This is a genomic window from Actinoplanes sp. NPDC020271 (genome assembly GCF_044388125.1).
GTDB lineage: Bacteria > Actinomycetota > Actinomycetes > Mycobacteriales > Micromonosporaceae > Actinoplanes.
Genome location: NZ_JBIRWQ010000007.1, coordinates 255,917 through 274,639, shown reverse-complemented (window position 1 = coordinate 274,639; position 18,723 = coordinate 255,917). Strand labels below are relative to the sequence as shown.

At 70.0% G+C, this 18,723-nt stretch carries 18 protein-coding genes; 11 read left to right on the top strand and 7 right to left on the bottom strand.

Annotated features, from left to right (window positions below; genetic code table 11):
* Positions 1 to 99 precede the first annotated feature (99 nt).
* Together mshA and ACH442_RS18615 are read left to right on the top strand one after the other, a co-directional pair.
* Complete coding sequence (gene mshA, locus ACH442_RS18620) at positions 100 to 1,413, top strand: D-inositol-3-phosphate glycosyltransferase (protein ID WP_396339252.1); 1,314 nt, start codon at positions 100 to 102, stop codon at positions 1,411 to 1,413.
* Positions 1,407 to 1,889: a YbjN domain-containing protein gene (locus ACH442_RS18615; RefSeq protein ID WP_396339380.1), complete on the top strand. Its 483-nt coding sequence runs from the start codon at positions 1,407 to 1,409 to the stop codon at positions 1,887 to 1,889. The genes mshA and ACH442_RS18615 overlap by 7 nt, the downstream gene beginning before the upstream one ends.
* A gap of 1,094 nt (positions 1,890 to 2,983) precedes the next feature.
* Here ACH442_RS18615 and ACH442_RS18610 read toward each other — a convergent pair.
* Together ACH442_RS18610 and ACH442_RS18605 are read right to left on the bottom strand one after the other, a co-directional pair.
* Positions 2,984 to 4,216, bottom strand: a complete 1,233-nt coding sequence (locus ACH442_RS18610; RefSeq protein WP_396339251.1) for an MFS transporter — start codon at positions 4,214 to 4,216, stop codon at positions 2,984 to 2,986.
* A 226-nt stretch (positions 4,217 to 4,442) separates the two neighbouring features.
* Entirely contained in the window at positions 4,443 to 5,777 is a 1,335-nt protein-coding gene (locus ACH442_RS18605) for an MDR family MFS transporter (RefSeq protein ID WP_396339379.1), read from the bottom strand.
* A gap of 113 nt (positions 5,778 to 5,890) precedes the next feature.
* On the opposite strand from ACH442_RS18605, the gene ACH442_RS18600 reads away from it, so the two are divergent.
* Complete coding sequence (locus tag ACH442_RS18600) at positions 5,891 to 6,637, top strand: phosphoglyceromutase (protein WP_396339250.1); 747 nt, start codon at positions 5,891 to 5,893, stop codon at positions 6,635 to 6,637.
* Positions 6,638 to 6,684: 47 nt separating this feature from the next.
* On the opposite strand, the gene phoU is transcribed toward ACH442_RS18600, so the two are convergent.
* The gene (gene phoU, locus ACH442_RS18595; RefSeq protein WP_396339249.1) at positions 6,685 to 7,332 is read right to left on the bottom strand and encodes a phosphate signaling complex protein PhoU; all 648 of its coding nucleotides are present in this window, start codon (positions 7,330 to 7,332) and stop codon (positions 6,685 to 6,687) included.
* Between the two features lie 199 nt (positions 7,333 to 7,531).
* Between phoU and ACH442_RS18590 the strand changes: the two genes are divergently transcribed.
* Positions 7,532 to 8,815: a sensor histidine kinase gene (locus ACH442_RS18590; protein ID WP_396339248.1), complete on the top strand. Its 1,284-nt coding sequence runs from the start codon at positions 7,532 to 7,534 to the stop codon at positions 8,813 to 8,815.
* Positions 8,816 to 8,844: 29 nt separating this feature from the next.
* Positions 8,845 to 9,528: a response regulator transcription factor gene (locus tag ACH442_RS18585; protein ID WP_067697652.1), complete on the top strand. Its 684-nt coding sequence runs from the start codon at positions 8,845 to 8,847 to the stop codon at positions 9,526 to 9,528.
* Between the two features lie 190 nt (positions 9,529 to 9,718).
* Here ACH442_RS18585 and ACH442_RS18580 read toward each other — a convergent pair whose 3' ends face one another.
* On the bottom strand, positions 9,719 to 10,567 hold the full coding sequence (locus ACH442_RS18580) for a hypothetical protein (protein WP_396339247.1): 849 nt from the start codon (positions 10,565 to 10,567) through the stop codon (positions 9,719 to 9,721).
* A gap of 85 nt (positions 10,568 to 10,652) precedes the next feature.
* Between ACH442_RS18580 and ACH442_RS18575 the strand changes: the two genes are divergently transcribed.
* Complete coding sequence (locus ACH442_RS18575; RefSeq protein ID WP_396339246.1) at positions 10,653 to 11,462, top strand: sugar phosphate isomerase/epimerase family protein; 810 nt, start codon at positions 10,653 to 10,655, stop codon at positions 11,460 to 11,462.
* A 301-nt stretch (positions 11,463 to 11,763) separates the two neighbouring features.
* On the opposite strand, the gene ACH442_RS18570 is transcribed toward ACH442_RS18575, so the two are convergent.
* Positions 11,764 to 12,303, bottom strand: a complete 540-nt coding sequence (locus ACH442_RS18570) for a CGNR zinc finger domain-containing protein (RefSeq protein WP_396339245.1) — start codon at positions 12,301 to 12,303, stop codon at positions 11,764 to 11,766.
* A gap of 90 nt (positions 12,304 to 12,393) precedes the next feature.
* Here ACH442_RS18570 and ACH442_RS18565 point away from each other — a divergent pair, with 90 nt between their 5' ends.
* From ACH442_RS18565 to ACH442_RS18545, 5 genes are all read left to right on the top strand, one after another.
* The gene (locus ACH442_RS18565) at positions 12,394 to 13,314 is read left to right on the top strand and encodes a proline dehydrogenase family protein (RefSeq protein ID WP_396339244.1); all 921 of its coding nucleotides are present in this window, start codon (positions 12,394 to 12,396) and stop codon (positions 13,312 to 13,314) included.
* A 160-nt stretch (positions 13,315 to 13,474) separates the two neighbouring features.
* Entirely contained in the window at positions 13,475 to 13,687 is a 213-nt protein-coding gene (locus ACH442_RS18560; RefSeq protein ID WP_014694808.1) for a helix-turn-helix domain-containing protein, read from the top strand.
* Between the two features lie 167 nt (positions 13,688 to 13,854).
* Positions 13,855 to 13,956, top strand: a complete 102-nt coding sequence (locus tag ACH442_RS18555) for a 30S ribosomal protein bS22 (RefSeq protein ID WP_007465623.1) — start codon at positions 13,855 to 13,857, stop codon at positions 13,954 to 13,956.
* A gap of 97 nt (positions 13,957 to 14,053) precedes the next feature.
* Positions 14,054 to 15,115 carry an NAD-dependent epimerase/dehydratase family protein gene (locus ACH442_RS18550; protein ID WP_396339243.1) on the top strand — a complete coding sequence of 354 codons (1,062 nt, stop codon included), beginning with the start codon at positions 14,054 to 14,056 and terminating at the stop codon, positions 15,113 to 15,115.
* Positions 15,115 to 16,119 (top strand): lysophospholipid acyltransferase family protein, encoded by a 1,005-nt coding sequence (locus ACH442_RS18545; RefSeq protein WP_396339242.1) that lies wholly within the window; start codon positions 15,115 to 15,117, stop codon positions 16,117 to 16,119. Before ACH442_RS18550 ends, ACH442_RS18545 begins: the two co-directional genes overlap by 1 nt.
* Before the next feature lie 427 nt (positions 16,120 to 16,546).
* Here ACH442_RS18545 and ACH442_RS18540 read toward each other — a convergent pair whose 3' ends face one another.
* Together ACH442_RS18540 and ACH442_RS18535 are read right to left on the bottom strand one after the other, a co-directional pair.
* Positions 16,547 to 17,692, bottom strand: a complete 1,146-nt coding sequence (locus ACH442_RS18540) for a DUF5667 domain-containing protein (RefSeq protein ID WP_396339241.1) — start codon at positions 17,690 to 17,692, stop codon at positions 16,547 to 16,549.
* A gap of 175 nt (positions 17,693 to 17,867) precedes the next feature.
* Positions 17,868 to 18,713, bottom strand: a complete 846-nt coding sequence (locus tag ACH442_RS18535) for an ECF subfamily RNA polymerase sigma factor, BldN family (RefSeq protein WP_396339377.1) — start codon at positions 18,711 to 18,713, stop codon at positions 17,868 to 17,870.
* Positions 18,714 to 18,723 lie beyond the last annotated feature (10 nt).

Below are 18,723 nucleotides of genomic sequence, written 5' to 3'. Positions count from 1 at the left end.
CGATTCAACCGCATGACATGAGTCACCCCGGCCTGGCTGCGTAGTGGTTCATCCCACGCCGATGGGGAAGATGACAAGTGTGCAACAAGCTTGTCCCGGTTGAACGCGAGGGAGGCACGGAACGTGGTCGAGGTCAGCCGGCCCACCCCGCGGCGCATCGCCACCCTCTCGGTGCACACGTCCCCGCTGGAGCAGCCGGGCACCGGTGACGCCGGTGGGATGAACGTCTACATCGTCGAGGTGTCCAAACGTCTCGCCGCGGCCGGCGTCGAGGTGGAGATCTTCACCCGGGCCACCTCGAGTGAGCTGCCGCCGATGGTCGAGATGGCACCCGGTGTGCACGTCCGGCACGTCACCGCGGGGCCGTACGAGGGGCTGAACAAGGAGGAGCTCTCCTCCCAGCTCTGCGCGTTCACCACCGGCGTGCTGCGGGCCGAGGCGTGCCACCCGCCGGGCCACTACGACCTGATCCACTCGCACTACTGGCTCTCCGGCCAGGTCGGCTGGCTGGCCCGGGAACGGTGGGGCGTGCCGCACGTGCACACCGCGCACACCCTGGCCAAGGTGAAGAACCGGCTGATCGCGACCGGTGACCGCCCCGAGCCGAAAGCGCGGGTGATCGGCGAGGAGCAGGTCGTCGCCGAGTCCGACCACCTGGTGGCGAACACCCGGTTCGAGGCGCAGGATCTGATCACGTACTACCAGGCCGACCCGGCTCGGGTCAGCGTCGTCGAGCCCGGCGTCGACCTGGACCGGTTCCGTCCCGGCACCTCCGACCGCGCCCGCTTCGGCCTCTCCGAGCGGGACCGGGTCGTCGCGTTCGTCGGCCGGATCCAGCCGCTCAAGGCCCCCGACGTGCTCATCTCCGCCCTCGCCGAGCTGCGCGCCCGCGGGACGGAGAATGTGACGCTGGTGATCTGCGGCGGTCCCAGCGGCAGCGGGCTGGACAAACCCACCGCACTGATCGACCTGGCCGCCTCGCTCGGCGTGACCGATTCGGTGGTGTTCCTGCCGCCGCAGACCGGCTCCGGCCTCGCCGCGCTCTACCGGGCCGCGGATCTGGTGGCTGTCCCGTCGTACAACGAATCGTTCGGTCTTGTTGCTCTGGAGGCGCAGGCCTGTGGCACGCCGGTGGTCGCGGCCGCGGTCGGCGGCCTGGTCACCGCGGTGCGGGACGGTGAGAGCGGCGTCCTGGTCGACGGCCACGACCCGGCCGACTGGGCCCGTGTGCTGGACCGGCTGCTCGCCGCGCCCGGTTTCCGGCACCGTCTGTCGGCCGGCGCGGTCGCCCACGCCTCGCAGTTCTCCTGGGACCGGACCGTCGAGCGCCTGCTCGACGTCTACCGGGACGCGGTGAGCGAGCACCGCGCGTTGATCACCGCACGGCTGGAGGGGGCGGCATGGGCATGGTGACCGAGCTGATCGAGCAGGTCCTCACCGATCGTGAGCTGGAGTGGGAGGCCACCGGCGAGTCGTCCTACGTGGTCACGCTGCCCGGTTCGCACAAGCTGAAGACCGCCTGCAACCTGATCGTCGGCGAGCACGCGCTGCGCATCGAGGCGTTCGTGATGCGCCAGCCCGACGAGCGCCGCGAGGAACTCTGGGCCTGGCTGCTGCAGCGCAACGCCCGGATGTACGGGGTGTCGTTCTCGATCGACTCCGTCGGCGACGTCTACCTGACCGGGCGGGTGTCGCTGAAGGGCCTCGACGAGGACGAATTGGACAGACTGCTCGGCTCGGTCCTGACGTATGCCGACGAGTCCTTCGACACGATGCTGGAGATCGGCTTCGGCACGTCGATCCGCCGGGAGTGGGAGTGGCGCGTCAAGCGGGGTGAGTCGCTCGCCAACCTCCAGGCATTCAAGCACTTCGCCGCCCCGCCGAGTTGACGCTGCCGCGCCGTTGTGCTCCCCGGCCCGCTCGGGGACACCCGTCCCGGCGCTCGCCCGGAGCCCCTCGACAAGATCGCGCTGGCCTGCACGAACGCGATCTTCCCAGCCGCAATTCACCTGCCGGACACCTGCCGTCAAGGTCATCCGGGGATCCGGGTCGATTCGATGTCCATCATTTCCCCGGCCGGCCGGAGTCATTATTTCTCCCGGTATCACGGAGTACGGACGAGTGAATCGCGGATCGTCCGATCGGCTGGTTGTTGGCGATTGTGACGCCTGAGACAGATGTCGACACGAATACGGCTTGTGAGGCTTGACTGCCCCAACTAGCGTGGTCGATGGACGCCGAGCCGTCAGTTCGGGGAACGGGACGATCAGCAATGATCTCCACGGATCGGCGTTTGGGGACGGGTGGCATAAGCCGTTGGGGGACGGCGCGACCCGAGACCGGCGGTTAGTGCGGGCGACGCCTATGGGGATGGGGGTCGCCCGCCGCCGCCGGCGCTTTTGTTTCCGGGTCCGCACGCGAAGATCTCACGTTCATCACATTCTCCGGACCCCATTCGCGGCACGTCACTTCGTTTATCGCACCCACCGTGCACATCCGTCCGATGTGTTCAGTGCTCCGCGCCGCTTCACCCGAAGATCAAATTCTTCATGTCCTGTCTCCGCTGTGGTCGCCCTCCGCCGCTCCCGCGGGGACCCTTCCGGGCCGAGCAGGGCGCGGGGCGCCCAGAACGCTCAGCCCTCCACGGCGGCCTCCGTGGCGGGTCAGGCTCGGAGCAACAAACCCGTCCACGCAGGTGGTCCCGCCGCCTCCGCCCGTCGAGGGCGCAAGCCGGCCGCAGAGAGTCCCGCGCGTCGAAGTCCGCGAGGTGGGCGTTCGGTCGCCCAGGCCGGGTGCTCCCGCTCGCGGCGGGTTCTGACCGTGATCGATGAGGCACGAACAACCACGGTCAGAACCAGCCGGACAGCGCGAGCCGTGTTGCGGCCCGGTGTTGCGCGGGGCGTCGCGCCGGCTCGACGTGATCGAGCTTGGGGACGTGGGTGAGGGGCGGAGCCGTGCGCCGGGCGGTGGCTGTTCCCATTTCTCAGTTCCGGGACGGCGTCGGCAGGACGCCGGCGTGGACGGAGTTCGCGGTCACCCGGCGTTCCCGGGCTGGGCCGGCGACCAGGTGCAGCCCGGCGCCGATCAGCCCGACCGCGGCCACGATGATCCAGTGTGTCCCGCCGAAGTACTCCAGTCCGGCCCCGCCCAACGCCGGCGCCACGAACGCCGCCGCCGGGAAGCTCAGGTAGAAGACGGCCTGATAACGCCCCCGAAGCAGCGGCGGTGCCAGCTCCGAGTTGATCGCGGCGTTGGGTGGCGCGGCCAGCATCCCGCCGACCGTCCAGACCACTGCGGCCGCCAGGTAGACCGGCAGGCTGTCGGCGACCGCCAGTACAGCGAACCCGCCCGCCATCACCACCATCGACAACGCCAGCACCCGATCCTTGCGCCGCCCGTCGATGAAACCCGGCACGAACAGTTGCCCGATCATGATCAGCGCCCCGCCGAGCGCCGTCACCAGCCCGTAGTCCCCGGGCCCGAGCCCGTCGTCGTGCATGGCGAGCGGCACGATCGTGGTGGTCTGGGTGTTCAGCAGCGCCTGCAGGATGGTCAGCCCGACGAAGATCAGGAAGATCCGGTCGGCCAGCACGGTACGCATCCCGCCGCCCCGCGGTGCCGCGGACCGCGAGTCACGGCTCAGCGTCTCCGGCACCTTCCACGCGATGATCAGCGCCGTGATCAGTGTGCTGGCGGCGTCCAGCAGGAACAGTCCCGGGTAGCTCCACCGGGCCAGCACCCCGGCCAGCAAGGACGCTCCCGCGGTCCCCAGATTGAACGCCCAGAACTGCAGGTTGAACGCCCGGAGTCGATGCCCGGCGGGGACGACGTCGGTGATGGCGGCCACGAACGCCGGCCCCGGCATCGCCTGCGTCAGCCCGAGCAGCAGGCACAACCCGGCGATCACCGTCAGCGGCGTGCTGAGGGCGAGCGCGACGAGTACCGCCGAGCAGGCCAGGTGTGACCAGAGCAGCGTCGCTCGCCGTCCCCAGCGGTCGGTCAGTACCCCGCCGGCGAGCGTGCCGACGATCCCACCGATCCCGTAGCTGCCCACGACCAGGCCGGCGAGTGCTGCCCCGGCTCCTCGTTCAGCGGTCAGGTAGAGCGACAGGTAGAGCACCGCGAAGCCGCCGGCCCGGTTGACCAGCAGCCCGGCCCAGAGGAACCAGTACACCCCGGGCAGCCCCCCGACCGCACTCCGCAGCCACCCGCGCACCGCTCACCGCTCCCTCACAAACAGAAAACTTTCCTAACCGTAAAGGATGGGCCGCCGCCACTCCAGGCAGCCGGCCGGATCCGGCAAGTCAGCCGGGTCCGGCCGAGCCGCGACGGGACCGGATGCCGCAGTGGACCGCAGGCATCTCCAGGAAGGCGCGATATTCCGGCTGTGGCGGATGGGCTGCTGACTCCGGCGGCGCCGGCAAGCGGTGCCCAGGCTGCGATCAGCCAGGAGAATCGCTGGGAGCCAGGTCAGTGACGGTGGGCGCCGCCGAAGGTGGCGCGGCTGCGGGCGAGGTGGCTGCCGACCGGCCGGCCGTGGACGGGGGACGGGTCGGGTCGAGGAGCGCTTCTTCCTGCGTACGCCGGAAAATGGCTTTTCTTTCCCGGGCCGGCCCACTGATCAGATGACCGATGGCCGCCAGCGCGCAAAGTCCGAAACAGCCCACCCACAGTGCCACCGGCCCGAGTCCTTGCAGCGCGAGCCCGCCCAGCACCGGTGCGAGCGCCGTGCCGATCGACCAGGACAGTGAGTTCAGTCCCTGGTACCGCCCGCGCAGCGCCGCCGGGGAGAGCGCCGCGAGGGTGGCCGCGTTGCTGGGGGACTGGAGCATCTCCCCGAGGGTCCAGATCACCACGGTCAGCGCGTAGACCCAGGCCGAGTGCGCGAACGCGACCAGCCCGAACCCGACTCCGACGATGATCGAGGCGACGGCCAGCACCCGGTACGGCCGACGACCTTCGATGAGGCGTGGGACGAACAGCTGGCCGGAGACGATCAGGATGCCGTTGACCGCGATCACCCAGCCGTAGGTGGCGGCGGAGAAGCCGTCGGCCAGCATCGCGATCGGCAGGGTCGACGCGTGCTGGAGGATGACCAGCACGGACAGCAGGTTGATCACGAGGAAGACGACGAACGCCCGGTCACTGAGGGCGGCCCGCATCCCACCGGTCGGCGCCTTGGCCGTGCGGGAGCCGGCCGGGCGCGTCTCGGCCAGGAAGATCAGCGTGATCGTCGCCGTGACCAGCGTGGTGGCCGCGTCGACGACGAAGAGCAGCAGGTAGTCGAACTGGGCGGCGAACCCGGCAGCGATCGCGGCGAGCGCGAACCCGAGGTTGATCGCCCAGTAGTTCAGCGAGAACGCCCGGACCCGGTCCCGTTCCGGCACGACGTCGACCATCATCGCGGAGAAGGCCGGCCGCACCCCTTCGGCGAACGCGCCGAGGAGCCCGGTGACGATCAGGATCTGCGCGTACGTCTGAGCGAAGCCCAGGGTCAGCATCAGTGCCGCCGCGCCGAACTGGGCGACGAGCATGGTCGGCCGGCGTCCCCATCGGTCGGCGAGGACGCCGCCGGTCATCGTGCCGATCGCCCCGCCCACGCCGTAGAGGCCGATGACCAGACCGGCCTGGCTCTGCGTGAAGTGGCGCGCGCTGGTCAGGTAGATGCTGAGGAAAAGCACCACGAACGAGCCGACCCGGTTGATCAGCGTGCCGGTCCAGAGGAACCAGAACTGCCGGGGCAATCCGCCCGCGGCGTGCCGTAACCACCCTCGCACCAGATCCCCCGTAAGCACTGACTCCGCCTTGTCTCCCTTACAACTTAGGTGATCGATCAACCGATTTTCCACCCGCCCGGACCTGCGGCGGAGGGTGCGGGGAAGATGTGGTCATGACTGGAACCCTGGTGCTGTTGCGACACGGCAACAGCGAGTGGAACGCCAAGAACCTCTTCACCGGCTGGGTCGACGTGGACCTGGACGCCAAGGGCGAGGACGAGGCCCGCCGCGGTGGAGAGCTGCTCAAGGAACAGAACGTGCTGCCCGACGTCGTGCACACCAGCCTGCTGCGCCGCGCGATCCGGACGAGTGAGATCGCCCTGCACATCACCGACCGGCACTGGATCCCGGTCAAGCGCTCGTGGCGGCTCAACGAGCGGCACTACGGCGCTCTGCAGGGCAAGGACAAGAAGCAGACCCTCGAGACGTACGGCGAGGAGCAGTTCATGCTCTGGCGCCGGTCCTACGACGTCCCGCCGCCGCCGATCGAGGACGACTCGGAGTTCTCGCAGGCGAGTGACGCTCGTTACGCCGACCTGCCGCCGGAGATCAAGCCGAAGGCGGAGTGCCTGAAGGACGTGCTGGAGCGCGCCCTGCCGTACTGGTACGACGCGATCGTCCCCGATCTGCGGGCCGGCAAGACCGTGCTCGTCGCGGCGCACGGCAACTCGCTGCGCGCGATCGTCAAGCACCTCGACCAGATCTCGGACGACGCGATCGCCAAGCTGAACATCCCGACCGGCATCCCGCTGCGCTACGACCTCGACGAGAACCTGCGTCCGGTCACCGCCGGTGGTCTCTACCTGGACCCGGAGGCGGCCAAGGAGGCGGCGGCCGCGGTCGCCAACCAGGGACGCTGACGAAAAAAGGCCGGGACACCCCCGTGGTGTCCCGGCCTTTCGCCGTTCTAGCCGGTGACCGACTCGCCGGTGACCAGGTAGATCGTGTGCTCGCTGATGTTCACCGCGTGGTCGGCGTACCGCTCGTAGAACCGGCCCAGCAGCGCGCCGTCGATCGCGGTCTCCGCCCCGTACGGCCAGTCGTCGGCCAGCATGATCTTGAAGAGTTGACGCTCGAGGTCGTCGATCCCGTCGTCGTCCTTCTCCAGCTCGGCGGCGAGGCCGGCGTCGGTGTGGGTCAGCACGGTGGTGATCTTCTCGGCCATCTGGTCGGCGATCTCCGCCATGCCCTTGAAAACCGGGCGCAGCTCGGCCGGGACGGCCGGGGACGGGTGCCGGCGGGCGGCGGTCTTCGCCACGTGCTCGGCCAGGTCGCCCATCCGCTCCAGGTCGGCGGAGATGTGCAGGGCGGTGATCGCCCGGCGCAGGTCGACCGCGACCGGTGCCTGCCGGACGATGATGTCCGCCACCTTCGCCTCGACCTGGGCGAAGATCGCGTCGACGTCGGCGTCACGCTGGATGACGATCTGAGCCGCCTCCAGGTCCGCCGTGAGCAGCGCGGACGTCGCCTTGCGGAGCGCGGCGCGCACCGACTCTGCCATGGTCACCAGCAGCCGAGTCACTTCGGTGAGTTCGGCCTGGAACTCCTCGCGCATGTTTTAAAGTCCCGATTGTCGGGGCCGCCCCGCTGGCGGGTTACGGCCGATGTGTGCAGCTCACGCTAAGTCGGTTGAGCTTCCCTGACATGAACACCGGTGAACGACGCCAGGCCCGGCGGTGAACATTGCTCGACGCGGGCCCGTTTTGCCCCTTTGGCCTTGTGGTCCAGGTAAACAATGACCCTACGATCGCAGCGTGGAGTGGGGATACGCCGTCGGCTTGATCTCAGTCGCGCTGGCCGTCGGTGTCGGTGCTGGGCTGACTCTCGCCCGTTTCCGCCGACCGGCGGAGGACACGGGCGGGGCCGGCTCACCGGAGGGGAGAGCCGCCATCGAACCGGACGATGATCGCCCGGCGGGCAAGAACGGTCCGAAGGGGCTCGGCCGCAAGAGCCTCGACTCGCTGCGGGTGGGCGTCGTGGTCCTCGACGCGGAGGACTATCCGGTCCTGGTCAACCCGGCCGCGCGGGCGATGGGTCTGCTGCGTTCCGGCGGTGCGCCCGGCACCATCGCGGCCCACCCCATCCTGCGCACGCTGGCCGGCCAGGTGCGGCGTACCGGCGTACGGCGGGAAGTGGAACTTGATCTTCCGCGGGGTCGTGCCGGTGGCGCGCAGGCGCCACTCGGCCTGCACCTGCGGGCCGTCGCGCTGAACGCGACGCACGTCGCCGTCGAGGCGGCCGACGTGACCGAGTCGCACCGGCTGGCCCGGGTCCGGCGGGACTTCGTGGCGAACGTCAGCCACGAGCTGAAGACCCCGATCGGCGCCCTGCAACTGCTGGCCGAGGCCCTGCTCGACGCCACCCAGCTGCCCGAGTCGGCGCCCGAGGCGCAGTCCGAGGACCTGCAGGCCGCGCGCCGGTTCGCCGAGCGGATCCACCACGAGTCGGCCCGGATGGGTCGCCTGGTCAGTGAGCTGCTGGAGCTCAGCCGGCTGCAGGGCGCCGAGCCGCTGCCCAGCCCCGAGCCGGTCGCGCTGGACTGGGTGATCGCCGAGGTGCTCGATCGCACGAGGACGACATCCTCCGCGAAGAGCATCGAGATCACCTATTCCGGGCCTAAGGGCCTGATGGCGTACGGTAGCGACAGTCAGTTCGCCACCGCGGTGACGAACCTGGTCGAGAACGCCATCGCGTATTCGGGTCCCGACACCAAGGTCGAACTGACCATGCGTCAGGAGGACGACTGGATCGAGATCGATGTCGCGGACCAGGGCATCGGCATCTCTCCGCAGGACGTCGATCGGATCTTCGAGCGGTTCTACCGAGCCGACCAAGCCCGATCGCGGGCGACCGGCGGGACCGGCCTCGGCCTCGCCATCGTCAAGCACATCGCCACCAATCACGGTGGTCGTGTGGACGTGACCAGCGCTCTCGGCGCGGGTTCGACGTTCACTCTGCGCCTACCGGCGCGCCCCTCGGAATCCCCCTCGCCGTCACCGACGGCAATTGAGATCGAGTCCGGTGTGACCCGGCAATGACCTGGTCACCGACGACGGAAGGAACTTCATTGGCCCGCGTGCTCGTGGTCGAGGATGAGGAGTCGTTCTCCGACGCCCTGTCGTACATGCTGCGCAAGGAGGGTTTCGAGGTGTCGGTCGCCGCGACCGGGACCTCCGCTCTCACGCAGTTCGACCGGACCGGTGCCGACATCGTGCTGCTCGACCTCATGCTGCCCGAGATGTCCGGCACCGAGGTGTGCCGTCAGCTCCGGCAGCGGTCAGCCGTCCCGATCATCATGGTCACCGCCCGGGACAGTGAGATCGACAAGGTGGTCGGGCTGGAGATCGGCGCCGACGACTACGTCACCAAGCCGTACTCGCCGCGCGAACTGGTCGCCCGGATCCGCGCCGTGCTGCGTCGCCAGGGCGGCGAGGCCGCCGAGGTGAGCACGCCGACGCTCGCCGCCGGCCCGGTCCGGATGGACGTCGAGCGGCACGTGGTGACCGTCGACGGCGCCGGCGTGCAGCTGCCGCTGAAGGAGTTCGAGCTGCTCGAACTGCTCCTGCGCAACGCCGGCCGGGTGCTCACCCGCGGCCAGCTGATCGACCGCGTCTGGGGCGCCGACTACGTCGGTGACACGAAAACCCTGGACGTCCACGTCAAGCGGCTGCGCTCCAAGGTCGAGCCGGAGCCGAGCGCTCCGCGCTACATCGTCACCGTCCGAGGTCTGGGCTACAAGTTCGAGCCGTAACCTGGCCTCGCTTCAGCCGGCGGGCTGTGTTCGATGGCCTCGCTTTGCTCGGCGGGCATTTCGCCCCTTTAGGTCGATGCCGAGAGTGCCGAAAAACAACTGCGCTTCGCTTGTTGTTTTTTGGCACTCTCGGCATCGACGGGCGAAATGCGCTTGGGGAGGTCAGAGGTCAGAGGTCAGGGGTGAGGGGTCAGAGGTCTGCGGCTGCTCTTGGCGAAGCGGGTTCGCGGCCGCCTCGCCGTTTCGGCGCGACCGGCCGGGTCTGGGCGGCGGTGGTGGCCGGGTGGACGGCGATCAGGCCGGACTTGATCCGGGCGGCGCAGAGCTCGGCCAGCTTCCGGTAGGCCGGCTCGCCGATCAGCTCGGTCAGCTCGGGCGCGTAGGACAGGTACATCGCCTCGGTCCCGACGTGCGCCTCCGGTGACGACGTGCACCACCAGGCCAGGTCGTGGCCGCCGGGGCCCCAGCCGCGCCGGTCGAACTCGGTCAGCGTGGACTGCAGCAGTTTCGTGCCGTCGGCCCGCTTGATCCAGTCCTGCTCGCGGCGGACCGGCAGCTGCCAGCACACATCCGGCTTGTACTTCAGCGGGTGCACCCCGTCCCGCAGCGCCTGGGCGTGCAGCGCGCACCCGCCGCCCCCGGCGAAGTCGGCGTCGTTGAGGAACACGCACGGCCCGTCAGCCGATCGGGTGGCGGTGCGCCGGGCCGGCTTGGTGCCGTCCACGGTGTCCATCTCGGTCCAGTTCTTGAACCCGCGCTTGTGCCGCTGCCAGGTTTCCGGCGTGAGCTTGGCGACGGCCCCCTTCACCCGGTTCTCGTCGTCGGCGTCGGTGAAGAACGCGCCGTGCGAACAGCACCCGTCCTCGGCGCGACCGGGCAGAATGCCGTGGCAGGCGGAGCCGAACACGCAGGTCCAGCGGGAGAGCAGCCAGGTCAGGTCGGCTCGCACCAGGTGCTGCTCGTCGGCGGGGTCGAGGAACTCGATCCATTCCCGAGGGAAGTCGAGTGGAACTTCCACGGGGCGTCGTGCGCGGCTCATCCGCCCCAGACTACGCGCTCCTGTGGATCATGACCGTTTACGGCGGATATATCCGACGCTGACGCACGTGGTTAGGCTGGGGGGCGTGAGTTCTCGAGTTCCCGTGCTCCTCTCCAGCTCCTCGGTCTTCCCCGAGCCGACGGCGGCCGCGTTCGAGATGGCGGCCACGGTGGGCTACGACGGGCTCGAGGTCATGGTGTGGACCGATGCCGTCAGTCAGGACGCCGGTGCCCTCAAAGGCCTGGCCGATCACTACAGCGTGCCCGTCCTCTCGGTGCACGCCCCCTGCCTGCTGGTCACCCAGCGGGTGTGGAGCTCCGACCCGTGGGAGCGGCTCAACCGCGCCGCCCAGCTCGCCGAGTCCCTGGGCGCGCCCACCGTCGTCGTGCACCCCCCGTTCACCTGGCAGCGTGACTATGCGAAGAATTTCGCCCCCGGCCTCGCCAAGGTCCAGGCCCGGCACCCGGATCTGACCTTCGCGATCGAGAACATGTTCCCGGTCAAGATGGCCGGCCGCTGGTTCGTGCCGTACACGCCGGGCTGGGACCCGACCGAGACCGGCTTCGACGCGTACACGCTGGACCTCTCGCACTGCGCTGCCGCCCGCACCGACTCGCTGGCGATGGCCGAGAAGATGGGCGCCGGTCTCAGACACGTGCACTTGGGCGACGGCACCGGCGAGGCGCGCGACGAGCACCTGGTCCCCGGCCGCGGCACGCAGCCCTGCGCCGAGCTGCTGCGCTCGCTCGCCGGCCGCGGTTTCACCGGCTCGGTCGCGCTGGAGATCAACACCCGGAAGGCCGCCAGCCGCGCGGTCCGCGAGGCCGACCTGCGCGAGTCGCTCGAGTTCGCCCGCCGCCACCTGGCCCCCGCCGATTCCGTCACCAAAGCCTGAAGATCAACTTCAAGAGCCTTTTGTCCCCTCTCCGCTGTGGTCCTTCACCGTCGCTCCCGCGGGGACCCTTCCGGGCCGAGCAGGGCGCAGAGCGCCCAGAACGCTCAGCCCTCCAGGGCGGCCTCCGTGGTGGGTCAAGCTCAGAGCAACAAACCTGCCCACGCAGTCAAGCAGGCCGAGCAGTCCCGCCGCCCGGACTCCGGGGCGCGGCTGGTGGGTGATCGGCGCGGGGCTTGCGGGCGGCGAGCGGCAGGGCGTTGTGCTTCCGGGGGCGGACTCCCCACGTACCCGAGGAGGGGTTTCAGGCGGGGGTGAGAGTTTGGGCGGCTCGTTTGCGGGCGCGGTGGGCGGCGACGTGAGAGCGGGTGGCGCAGCGCTCCGAGCAGAAGCGGCGGCAGTTGTTGGACGAGGTGTCCAGGTAGACGTTGCCGCAGCGCTCGTCGGCGCAGATGCCGAAGCGGGCGCTCCCGTACTCGCAGAGCCAGACGGACAGACCCCAGACCGCGCCGGCCAGGTATTCCGCACTGACGGACGAGCCGCGGCTGGTCACGTGCATGTGCCAGTCGCCGGCGTCGTGGCCGGAGATGCGTGGCTGCACCGGATATGCCTCGAGCAGCGTGTTCAGCTCGCGCACCGCGTCGGCGTCGCGCCCGGCGGTGCCGAGCTCGAAGGCCTGACGCAGGCGGCGCTGGGCGCGGCGGAAGACGGCCAGGTCCTTCTCGGCGACCTGGTCCCGCATGTACTCCAGATCGCCGCCGAACAGGGCCCGCAGACCCGCAAGATCGTCCAGGCCGGCGTTGACCAGGTCCACCGCCGTCCGCGCGTACGCATCGAAGTTCACCCGACCACGGTAGCCGCACCGGGCCACGAGGTGCGATTCCTCGACCGCACTGCCGCGCCGCCGGCAGGCTCGGCGGTTAACGTAGGGCCCATGCTCCGTTCCCTGTTTCTCGCCGTGGCCGGCTCCGCCCGGCTGGAGCGGCTGGTCGAGTCCACTCCCGCCGGCTCGGGGGTGGTGAAGCGCTTCGTCGCCGGCAGCGGCGCGGAGGAGGCGCTGGCCACGACCCGGGAGCTGGCCGACGACGGTCTCGCGGTCAGCCTGGTCCACCTCGGTGACACCACCGAGTCGCTCGAGCAGGCGCAGGCGGTCCGGGAGGAATATGTCGCTCTGCTCGGCCGCCTGCACACCGCCGGGCTGGCCCCGGCCGCCGAGGTCAGCGTCAAGCTGTCGGCGCTCGGGCAGCGGCTCGACGAGAAAGCCGCGTTCCAGCACGCCCGCGCGATCTGCGCCGCCGCGGCCGAGGCCGGCACCACGGTGACACTCGACGCCGAGGATCACGCCACCACGGACGCGACGCTGGAGACGCTGCTGGAGTTGCGGCGCGACTTCCCGTCGACCGGGGCGGTCCTCCAGGCGTATCTGCGGCGCACCGAGGGGGACTGTCGCGAGCTGGCGGTCTCCGGGTCGCGCGTGCGGCTGTGCAAGGGGGCCTACCCGGAGCCGGAGTCGGTGGCGTTCCAGTCGCCGCTCGACGTCGACAAGTCGTACGTGCGGTGCCTGAACGTGCTGATGTCGGGCGAGGGCTATCCGATGGTGGCGACGCACGACCCGCGGCTGATCGCGATCGCGGAGGACCGGGCCCGCTGGTTCGACCGCTCCACCGGAGAGTACGAGTTCCAGCTGCTGCACGGCGTGCGCCCGGAGGAGCAGGCCCGGCTCGCGGCGGGCGGTCATGCGGTGCGCGTCTACCTGCCGTACGGGAAGCAATGGTTCGGGTATTTGATGCGGCGCTTCGCCGAGCGCCCGGGCAACGTGGCGCACTTCGCGCGGGCTATTTCGCCTCGGACGTGACTCTTTAGGTCTAAACGGACACGGATCAGGCGTGTCGCACTTGACTTTTTGTGGGCAAATTACGGAACGCAACTCCCTGGTCACAGCGGCATCGATACGGTTCTGATGACACGCACGTTCGTCTCGCGGAGCGTGCCTGCGAAAGGATCGGTGCGACGAGATGACGGGTCCAGCCCAGACCGAGGAACGCCTCTCGGAGGTACGGTTCCTGACCGTGGCCGAGGTGGCCACGTTGATGCGCGTCTCCAAGATGACGGTCTACCGGCTCGTGCACGGCGGGGATCTCACCGCTGTCCGGGTCGGCCGCTCGTTCAGGGTGCCGGAGCACGCGGTTCACGAGTATCTGCGGGGCGCGTTCTCCCAGACCGCCTGAGGCGCAGCCGGGGTCGTGTTGGCCCCGACGGAGTGGGCCGGTACGCTGGACCGGTTGGCTCCCGGGTCCGTGCGTGCCGCGTAACAGCAGCGGCGCTTCCCGGGCGCCGTCCAAGATCGGTACCGGCCGGGCCGGTTCCACTCAAACATGGTTCGAGAGGCTGTCGTATGGGCTCCGTGGTCAAGAAGCGCCGCAAGCGTATGGCGAAGAAGAAGCACCGCAAGCTGCTGCGCAAGACCCGCGTCCAGCGTCGCCGTTTGGGCAAGTGACGGTCGGCCGGGTGCATCGCCCGGCCTTCGCCGTCGCTTGCCGACCCAGACCCGTGACCGGGTCTAGTTCCGAGGCTCAGCATCGAAAGGTGCGCTCGTGGTGACCTCACCGCCCAGCGTTGTCGTGGTCACCGGAGTCAGCCGTTTTCTCGGCGCATCCGTGGCCGCCCGCCTCGCCGCAGATCCCCGGATCGACCGTGTCGTCGGTCTGGATCCGCACGACCCGCCCGCACGCCTGCTCGGCCTGCTGGACGGGGTGGAGCGGATCCGGGCCGACGCGCGCGCGGCGACCGAGGCCATCGCGGGTCTCGGGGCCGAGGCCGTCGTCCATCTGGCGGTGACCGGCGTCCCCGACCCGGAACACGGCGGCCGCGCGGGGATGAAGGAACACAACGTCATCGGCACCATGCAGGTGCTGGCCGCCGCTCAGGGCGCGCCGAACCTGCGCAAGCTGGTGGTGCGTTCCTCGACGGCCGCCTACGGCGCGTCGTTCCGCGACCCCGCGGTCTTCACCGAGGACACCGAGCCGCGCGCGGTGCCGCGTGGCCCGTTCGCACGGGACATCCTCGACATCGAGGGATACGTCCGGGGTTTCCGCCGTCGCCGGCCCGAGGTCGCCGCGACCGTGCTGCGTTTCGCCCCGATGATCAGCTCGTCCGCCGAGACGTCGCTGACCAGATACTTTGCCCAGCCGGTGGTGCCCACCGTGCTCGGCCGCGACGCCCGCCTGCAGTTCGTGCACGTGGAGGACGCGCTCGAGGTGCTGTACCGCTCGGTGGTCGAGGACCATCCGGGCACCTTCAACGTCGCCGGCGCCGGTGTCCTGATGCTGTCCCAGGCGGTTCGCCGGGCCGGCCGGATCGCCGTGCCGCTGCCCGAGCCCGGGCTGTCCACCGCCGCCGCGCTCGTCCGCCGCCTGGGCGTCGAGCAGATCGGGCTGGACCAGATCGACCTCTTCGTGCACGGCCGGGTGGTCGACACCACCCGGCTGATCCGTGAGTTCGGCTTCACCCCGCGCACCACCGCCACCGCGTTCGAGGAGTTCATCCAGTCGCACGCGGCGGGTTCGTCGCTCACCGCCGACCGGCTGGAGGCCGCCGAGCGGGCGATCCTGGACGGAATCCGGCAGGTGCGTGCCGCAGCCGGGAGTGATCACTGATGAGCCAGGACGAGTTCCGCGACATGCTGCCCGGGCACGCCGAGTTCCGGCTGCCCGAACCGCCCGCGCCGAAAAAGCTGAACGGTCGCCGCCCGATCCCGGAGAAACCGGACGAGCAGGTGGCGAAGCTGGAGTCGACCGCCGAGCACGAGCCGGTCACCCTCGACGTGTGGGACCGCCGGGTCGCCGACGGTCTGGCCTTCCTGCGCCGGCGGCTCGCCGGGGCGTACGAGGTGGACGAGTTCGGCTTCGACCCGGAGCTGACCGAGGCGGTGTTCCACCCGATGCTGCGGGTGCTCTACCGCGACTGGTTCCGCACCGAGGTCTTCGGCATCGAGAACGTGCCGTCCGAGGGCCCGGGCCTGGTCGTCGGCAACCACTCGGGCACGCTCGCGCTGGACGCGCTGATGCTGACCGTCGCCCTGCGGGACAGTCACCCGCGCCGGCGGCACCTGCGGCTGCTCGGCGCCGACCTGGTCTTCCGCGTGCCCGGGATGAGCGAGCTGGCGCGCGCGGCCGGCGCCACGGTCGCCTGCAACCCGGACGCCGAGCGGCTGATGACCAACGGTCAGCTGGTCGGCGTGTTCCCGGAAGGTTTCAAGGGCATCGGCAAGAAGTTCTCCGAGCGGTACAAGCTGCAGCGGTTCGGCCGCGGTGGGTTCGTCTCGGCGGCGCTGCGGACCGGGACGCCGATCGTCCCGGTCGCGATTGTCGGCGCCGAGGAGATCTATCCGATCCTGGCCGATCTGAAGCCGCTCGCCCGGTTGCTGGGCGTGCCGTACTTCCCGGTGACGCCGACGTTCCCGTGGCTCGGCCCGCTGGGCCTGATCCCGCTGCCGAGCAAGTGGATGATCCAGTTCTGCCCGCCGATCCCCACCGCGCACCTCACCGAGTACGCGGATGATCCGCTCGTCGTCTACAACCTGGCCGACCAGGTGCGGGAGACGATTCAGGCGACGCTGCACGAACTGCTGCAGAAAAGGCCGGATCCGTTCGGGCGGTGACGAGCCGCGCGAACCGTCCTATAGTGACGATTGAGGGGCGGCCCCGGATTTCTCCGGCACCGCCCCTCGCCATCCCTCATGGCGTCGCCTGCGGCGGCGCGGCGTTGCGCCCTTGGCGGCCGGCGCCGAGAGCCCCGAAAACAACCACGGCTGTGTCTGATGGCGTCGCCTGCGGCGCCGCGGCGTTGCGCCCTTGGCGGCCGGCGCCGAGAGTCCCGAAAACGACCACGGCTGTGTCTGATGGCGTCGCCTGCGGCGCCGCGGCGTTGCGCCCTTGGCGGCCGGCGCCGAGAGCCCCGAAAACAACCACGGCTTCGCCTGGTCGTTTTCGGGGCTCTCGGCGTCGGCGGGCGCAATGCACGAGTCTCGTGTTTGCGGCTGGTCGCCGACGTTGAACGGGGTGGTGCCGGTCAGAACGTGGGTGTGGTCAGAAGATGTTGCCGAGCAGTCCGCCGAGGACACCGTCGTCGCCGGACTCGACTCCGTCGCCGGGCGGCTGGGTCGCCGCGGGTGCGGAGCTGGTCGTCGGCGCGGTGGAGACCTGGGCCGACTTCGTCTTCTGGCTCTTGCCGGTCACGCCCGCAGTGGTGCCCGGCTTGGCCGTGGACCCGGTCGGGGTCGGCTTGGCCGACGTGGTGTTCTGACCGCTGGGCTTGGCCGTCTTGGCGCCGTCGCTGCCGTTGTGCGTGCCGGTCGGCGGCGTCTTGTCGGTGGGCTCGTCGCCGCAGCCGCGCAGTTTCGGGCCGAGCTGGTCGGTGCCGGCCGGGACCAGCTTCTCGCAGTCCAGCCCGGTGCGCAGCATCTCGGTCCGCTGAGTCACGTCCTGCAGCAGGCCGAGCGAGGTCAGCGCCCGCTCCCGGTTGACCGTGGAGAGGTTCGCCAGCGCCGGTTCGAAGGTCGTGCGCTGTTCCTTGACGAAACTGTCCAGTGTGTTCAGCTGGGTGGGGTCCTTGCGGGACACCGCCGCCGTGGTGATCAGCTTGACGCCCTTGCGGGTGTCCGCGTCCATGTCGTCGAGCACGTCCCGGAAGCCGTCGGCGTTCCCACCCATCGTGGTCGCCTCCTGCAGCCGGTTGCGCGCGAAGTCCAGCGACAGCTGCCCGCGGCTGGCGTCCGAGCCGGCGATGGCCAGCTGGGCGCGTTCAGTGGAGCGCTTCACGCCGTAGAGCGCGTCGCCGGGCGACGCACTCTCGCTCGCCGCGGAGATCCCGGAGACGGCCATCGCGCCGGCGGCGACGCCGAGCACGATCGCGCCGCGGGTCCGGAACCGGCGGGCGAAGACCGATCGCCGTTCCGGGAGTTCGACGGGCGGCTCGGCCTCGGCCTCGACCGCGGTCCGGCCGATGCCGTCCCGTTCGGCCGTGGCGACCAGCATGGCTCGCAGCCCGACGCGGAACTCGGGATCGACCTGGCCGGCCGGCCGGGTGGCGGACAGGCGGTGGCTGAGCGCCACCAGTTCGGTCAGCTCGTCATCGGCGTGGCCGCGGGTGTGGTACCGACCGGTGCCACTGGGATCGTCGATCTGCTCCGCGAAGCGCTCGGCGCTCCGGGAGCTCGGAAAAGGGAACTTCACCGTGGGCACCTCCCCTCGCTCGTGAGTGTCCCGCCGGCCCGTGTGCCGGCGTCAGCGACCGGGCTCGGCAGGGCCGCCACGGGTCGCATCCGGACAAACGCGCGACACGCGGGTCCGGTTACGGGTGCGGAAGGGGAGCATCGGGTATCGGAGATCGACATCGGAGAGCGCCCGATCAAGACTGGAATCCTTCCGGCAGGAGCCGGTTCAGCGCTCTGACCGCGCGATATTGCAGGGCTTTGATGGCGCCCTCGTTCTTGCCCATGGTCTGCGCGGTCTCGGCCACCGAGAAGCCCTGGAGGAACCGCAGCACGATGCACTCCTGCTGCTCCGGGTTGAGCTGCTTGACCGCGGTGAGCAGGGCCACGTTCGTGATGTGGTCGACCACTGCGGATTCCGGACTGCCCTCGGGGCCACGGTCCTCGCGGTCGGCGTCGAGCACGTCGCCGGTGGTGACCTCGAGCCGGTACCGGCCGGACTTGAAGTGGTCGGCGACCAGGTTGCGGGCGATCGTGACGAGCCAGGCGCCCAGGTCACGGCCCTGCCAGGTGAAACTGCCGATGCGTTTGAGGGCACGCAGGAAGGTGTCCGACGTGAGGTCCTCGGCGAGTTGGCGGTTGCCGACCCGGAAGTAGACGAAGCGGAACACCGTGTCGACGTACCGGTCGTAGATCAGGCCGAACGCCTCGGACTCGCCGGCCTGGGCGCGCTCGACCAGCGCCCACACCTCGGCGGCCGGGTCGCCGCGATCGGGACGGGCCTTGGGCGGCTGCGTCTCGGTCGGCGGGCCGGTCTTGCTCTGCTGCGGCAGCACGACCGTGTGGTCGGTGCCGGGCGTCTCGGCCTCCGGCAGGTTCGACCGCTGGCCGGCGGTCGGCTGGGACGGCGGCCGGGGCGTACCGAGCCGGTTGCCGCCGAACTTGCCGTTGGTGCCGGGCGCCGGTACGGACGGCGAATTGTTGAGCGGGCGACGATTCCCGGTGCGTCGTGGACCGTCGCCGCGGATCGCGTTGGTGATCATGCCGTCGACC